Here is a 5882-nt window from a genome sequence, read left to right as displayed (position 1 = left end):
TACTATAATTCAGGTAGTGCCCGTCTGACGCGTTCTCCGGCAAATCTCTCTGCCTGTCGCGACGCAAAAGTATGTTCGCTGCCTCGTCTGGAGACTATATCCCTTTGTTCATATCAACGTATCAAGGCTGGCTCACCGAATGCGGCCGCGTGCCTGAAGAGCCTGACGGGGAGCGTCAAAAATTGGTTGCTCAATCCGCCGGTCGACGCAGTGCGCCGTCACGCGCTTGGCGGCGCCACGGTTCACGGTCACGACACGCCGCTGCCGGTGCTCGCGCTAGGCAATGGCAGGACAAAGACGGGCCGGATCTGGGTGTATGTGCGAGACGATCGGCCCAGTGGTTCCCCGGAAGCTCCGGCGGTCTGGCTTGCCTATACAACGGAACGTCGCGGCGAACATCTCCAGCGACAACTTGCGAACTTCAAGGGCGTCGTGCAGGCGGACGCATTTGCCCGGCATGCTGAACTGTATGCCGCTCATGCCGTTCCGCTGTCATTCGGCAATTGAGGTGAAGCAAGGAAATAGACGATCGAGGCTCAGCAGCAGCCAACGGCACAACTGCTGGTCGATCGAATAGTGCCGGTTGAAACCGCCGTCTGCGCCATCTGGGTGATTAGTGCCTGGCTATAGCGCAATCGCCGCTGCACGGAATCCGCGCGACTGCATTTCTCTTTCAAAATGCGGGCATCCATTCGATACGCCTTCCCTGCACTTTGCGTAGCCGCGCGGCACGGGCAAGGGATATTGGCTGGATCTCAACCACGCGTGGTACGCCGACGTTCTGATGCCGCAGACGGCTAATTGGCCGCGTGGTGGAGCGAAACTGGTTGCGCGGCCGCTTAATCGTATTTGGGGGACACCAAGAGCAGGGTCTGGTTTGCGGGGCTTGACTGAACTTTCGTATCGACTGCGAAACGTCGTAAGACGCTCGCAGCGGTTAGGCGGCTTCGTCCGCTCCGAGCATTTTCGCCCGCAACTCCTGACACACAGGAGCGAGGATCCGCTGCCGTTCATACCGACCACTGGAGTGCGATGGCGTACCCGCTGGCCGGGGGTTGACCATAGCCGAACCGTTCGCCGCACCACCCTCGTGTGGAGATCTTGCGCGCGAGGCCGCCTGCTCAACCTACGATGAAAGTGATCGGCGCCTCAAAGTTGCGGATCCGATGCCAGAACTCGTCGGCGCGCCCAGCAGGGCGTCCCTCCTGCTCCCAGAGCACGTACGCCCGCTCGCGCAGATGCTGCTCCAGCGCGCGATGCCAGTATTCCTCCGCATTTCCCGAAAGACGCGCGTCCTGCTCCCACAGAAAGTACGCGCGCTCGCGAACGGCCTGCTCCAGAGCTGATAGCGTCTCCGAACTGCTGGCGACGCTATCGCCATAGGGCGCCATCTGACCGCCGCGACTGATGTGTATTCTGGCGGACAGGCTTGCGAGTTGTGCGTCGGGAACCAGCCGGCCGTGGGCGGCTGCCTCCAGCGCCTTTGTTTCGTACCCCAAATCGTTAGATTCATCAGCCGATTGCCCGAGTAAGACGGGGTAGGTATGAATGACAGCGCCTCTGCTGTCCAGTACGTCGACCAGTCGCTCTGCCATGGCACTTTTCTCCCTTCTATTCGCCGGACCGTCGCTGCTGCTTCCGTGGAGAAAAGTAGTCTGGACGTCACCGTTACACATCGACAAACAACTTGCCACCGTTCCCAGCGGCGCGAGACTGATCGCATCGCGATGCCGCACCAAAGAACCGTCTTTGCTTCGCCTCGTCCGGGAAATCTGGTGGCGGATGCATGCCCAGCCCCCTGGGCGACCTCCTGTGCGTTGTAATTTCGTTTATCAAGCCAATGGCCGCGCGCGGTTGATCGATCGGGAAAGTTCTGGAATTCTGGCACTCAAGGCAGAATCGCCGTGCCGCTACACTTGGAACGGATATTCCGTGACTTTCCCCACCCAACCGCCAGACTATTCACATACGGTATGGCATAGTTCGGTTGCCTGAACTTTGCCATCGACGATGGCTTTGCCGTATTGCATCGCGAGGTCGAGCGCATCGTCCATGGTGGTGGGACTTAGCGCGCCGTACAACGTTGCATAGCGCCTTGCCTTGACCGTCCCGGAAGGAATGGTCTCGATCCGCACGAACGATGAGAACTGCCTGGGTCCATTGGCGTACGGATCGCGATGCGGGGGGAATATCTGGTGTGAGTAAGCACGCATCTCGTGCCCTTTGTACTCGATAGTGGGAATGGTCATGACGGCACGCTCCTTAAGCTATCCTGACCGTCATGAACCGATGACTGTCCGGATGCGAAATGCGCGGTCAGGTACATCTGGATCGTCTTACCATGCGCTCTATGCTGTCGAAAAGCAAACTAAATCGTGACGCTTCCCGAAGATAAACTCGCGGGTATGCCGAATCTTTCGGCAATCTGCGGTGGTTGACATAGCAATAGTACGATGGTGTACAGACGTTCTTCCTGAATGCATGAATGCTGTGGTGCGCGCGTCGGATACGTAACGCCCGATTTGGCGTTTGAAGTGTTCTATCGCCGAAGTCACCAGGCAAAAGGAGCATCAAATGAGGCCTAACCGTATGAACGCGGACGTGCTGGCAGAAAGCAGAAGGCTGGCGTTCGACGTTAGCAACGCAACTGACGACGGCATGCGCAATGCGCCGGAAAACGGAGTTTTGCGTGAGATGGCAGGCCAGCAACGCAGCGTTGCGCGGGTTCGGAGGCAAAGGAAGGGCCCGGGAAGGTTGGGGGACTTGACGAATGCCGCCGAGAGGTGACGCGTCTGAGCGAAAGCGCGGTGGTGACCGTGTATAACGTATCAGCATTACTAATGAGGAGGTCGAAAAGATGACGAAATGCTATGCGGGAAGGTCACACGATGACGCAGTCGCTGCACATGCGGGGAAGCGCCAGCCAGCGCAGGAGCAGGCTGGCGGCGACATGGCGATAGCAGGAACCGAAGCTGACGCGCAACACAGTTGCGGTGAACTGTCGGCGCTCGGCAAGGCAGTCTGGCGCCGGGGAAGTGGCATCGACGGCGGCGGCATGGTGCTTGTGCCAGTGCGACGCGAATCGCGTTGACGAGCCTCGGGTTGACCAGACGCTCGCCCGCACAGCGGTTCTGCACCGTGTCGTTCGGCAACCGAATCGATGACGCACGAGATGGCGATAGCTTTCGATATTGACCATCGGGTTGCACTCGCAACCTGCAACTCGCGTGCGCCGCGGTTCAGTACCTTGATGAGTCCGGGCGTATGACACCTTCGTCCAGCAGTTTCCGCTCAGTGTCTCCGTCAGCTTGATATTCGCAATGCAGCATGTTGGCGATCAGTTCCTAGCGGCGCTAGATAGGACGTCTTCATTGCGTGGGGGTAAGCACGTCTGCAAGCATGGAGTCAAGCTCAGGGGTGTCTCACGGTACGCCATGCCTAGTTTTGCTTCGTGCGTTATGCCTGATTTCCGCGTCTTGATCTGGAGTCACGGGAAGAGCGCGAAAAGTGCTTTGGGAATTGACATCGGTCATGGTGGTAGGGAGGCGGGCGCGCCGGCAACGTCGCGGCGAACGTCGTCGAAGCATCGCCCTCGTTGCGTCGGCCGGAAGCTAGCGTACGCGGCCTTAGCCGCCATCGCTGTAGTGAATATGAACGCCTCCCTTTGCGAGAGGCTTCGGTCGGCATTCCGGAACAAGACGGGCTGCAGCTGTATATCCGGCCTATTTGCAGCTCGGACTACCGCTGCTGGCCACTATGAAATCCGCTGACTCGCACCTCATTGCTCAAACGAGCTCGAAGCTCTCACTACAACACAGGTTCAGCGAGCCCCGGTCCTACCTGTTCTGTCATTCCAGATGAAGCTCCTGCGCAACCTCTTGATGGTTCACGTAAGACACGATGATGTTGATACGAAACTTCCTGATTCCACGGCCCACCGGAAAACGTGCTCAGACTGGCCGAACGCTCGCGTAACCCTTTTCATACGTCCGTCCGTGTGCAAGGACTGCCCAGATGATCCGTGCGAGCTTGTTCGCCAAAGCGATCACTACCACGTTTGTCGGCCTTCGTTTTTTCAGTTGCTCGACCCAGAGGCCCGGGTCCTTGGCATTTGCCAGTACGCAGCGCGCACCGTGAGTCAGGAGCGTGCGTAAATAGGTGTCGCCCCGCTTGCTGATTCCAAACAGACTTACCTTTCCGCCCGAACCGTGCTGCCTCGGAACGAGCCCTAAAAACGCAGCAAATTCTCGCCCAGATCTGAACGATTTGGGATCGGCCATTGTGGCCACTGCCGCCGTTGCGGTGAGCAGACCAACGCCAGGAATTTCGGCTATGGCCGAACAACTCCTGTCCTGCTTCAGCCAGACGCGAAGCCGTTGCTCGATCCTCGCGATTTGCTCGTCCATTCTTGCAACTTCGTTCCACCTGTCACGCAGCGTGTCGATAAGCATCGCCGGCAGACGTTCAGAGAGTCGGTGCAAAGTGCCTGGCATTTCTCGTTCTAGTACCGCGCGGCTTCGCCCCATTACCTCGCCGTATTCAGTCATCAGGCCGCGCAGCGCGTTTATCTGCATCGTGCGCATCTTCACCAGTTGCTCTCGCATTCTGTGCATGGCGAGCACTGCCTGCTGAGCTTCGGTTTTCACTGAAACACACTTGCCTGGCTGTTGGACAGCCAGCCAGATTGCTCGTGCGTCCGCCGCATCACTCTTGTTGCCAATGTTAAATGCCTTGACGAATCTCGATGAGAGCAGCCTCACTTGATGCCCTTGCTTTGTCAGTTCACGCGCCCAATGCTGCGCGCCCCCACAAGCCTCCATTCCAATAAGGCAAGGCGCCCGATTTGCGAAGTAGTGCAGAAAGCTGGCGCGCTTGATCGCCTTATTGATGATCTGACCCGTGTCCGCGTCTACATGGTGAACCTGAAACACCGACTTCGCGATATCAATCCCAACAGGAGTGAGCAGCATATCGATCTCCGATCTGTACCAAGACTCCTTGGCCATCCAACTATAGTCCGACGGCCGAGGTGTTGGCGTGGGTGGGAGGCGTTCATATCATTGCTCTCTGAATTGGTGCCATTTAGCGTCCACGCCCTTTTCAGCCGGAAGATGTGAGATTCCGCTCCGTGCATCCGCCGGCGTTTCGCACATCAATATAACGTCGCACTCCGACATATTGGCGATATATTGAATAGTGCTCGGGGTCGCGCAGCGGTGTGGTTTGCGCACGAACCCCGAAGAATGTTGCGCCCCACGCGAACCGCAATGCGGGTAGCATTGCCCGGCGATACTTGCCCAGGTGTTTAGTCCCGGCATTTGATGGAGCGGGTCAAGAATGAACCTTTGGGGCTCTGTTGTCGAGATCTTGCAGATGTATTCGTAGGGTGTGAGGCCCTTGAGAGTCTTCAGGCGACGAGCAAAGTTGTACGCCTGGATGAAGTCGTGAAGGTGGGTTTGAAACTGGCTGTGAGTCTCGTAGTGATAGCGTTTGACGGTTGCTTCCTTGATCGTGCGATTCATTCTCTCGACCTGACCATTCGTCCACGGATGCTTGACCTTGGTGAGCCGATGCTCGATGCCGTTCTCCCTGCATGTGCGGCCGAAAATGTGCTCAAAGGCATAACGATCCCGCGCACGATTCGTGAATTGGATGCCGTTGTCTGTCAGTATCGTGTGGAGACGGTAGGGAACGGCCTTGATGAGGTTTTGCAGAAACCTGGCGGCCTCCAGCTTTCCTGCCTGTGGGTGCAATTCAGTGAAGGCAAACTTGCTGGTGCGGTCGATCGCCACGAACAGATACAGCTTCCCCTCGGCTGTCTGCACTTCGGCAATGTCGATATGGAAGTAGCCGATTGGATAGCGCTTGAACAGCTTCTTTAC

General features: G+C 57.6%; 3 protein-coding genes and 3 pseudogenes. 1 reads left to right on the top strand and 5 read right to left on the bottom strand.

Translation table 11 applies throughout. The features are described from left to right. Window positions 1–24: 24 nt before the first annotated feature. Window positions 25–471, top strand: a pseudogene (locus F4827_RS34590) (transposase); the annotation flags it as partial. Window positions 472–522: 51 nt separating this feature from the next. Here F4827_RS34590 and F4827_RS34585 read toward each other — a convergent pair. From F4827_RS34585 to F4827_RS34560, 5 genes and pseudogenes are all read right to left on the bottom strand, one after another. Continuing rightward, window positions 523–734 (bottom strand): annotated as a pseudogene (locus F4827_RS34585) (Crp/Fnr family transcriptional regulator); the annotation flags it as partial. Between the two features lie 387 nt (window positions 735–1121). Further along, a complete protein-coding gene (locus F4827_RS34580; protein ID WP_183733686.1) occupies window positions 1122–1595 on the bottom strand; it encodes a DUF2934 domain-containing protein in 474 nt (157 codons plus the stop codon). A 363-nt stretch (window positions 1596–1958) separates the two neighbouring features. Further along, complete coding sequence (locus tag F4827_RS34575) at window positions 1959–2249, bottom strand: hypothetical protein (protein WP_183733689.1); 291 nt, start codon at window positions 2247–2249, stop codon at window positions 1959–1961. 1701 nt (window positions 2250–3950) lie between these two features. Next, window positions 3951–4970, bottom strand: coding sequence for an IS110 family transposase (locus F4827_RS34565; RefSeq protein WP_183733695.1), 1020 nt, complete (start codon window positions 4968–4970; stop codon window positions 3951–3953). A 333-nt stretch (window positions 4971–5303) separates the two neighbouring features. Next, a pseudogene (locus F4827_RS34560) lies at window positions 5304–5882 on the bottom strand (DDE-type integrase/transposase/recombinase); the annotation flags it as partial.

It is taken from the genome of Paraburkholderia bannensis (genome assembly GCF_014200455.1).
Lineage (GTDB): Bacteria > Pseudomonadota > Gammaproteobacteria > Burkholderiales > Burkholderiaceae > Paraburkholderia > Paraburkholderia bannensis_A.
The sequence above is the reverse complement of the archived record's forward strand: the minus strand, read 5'-3'. Positions and strand labels throughout refer to the sequence as shown.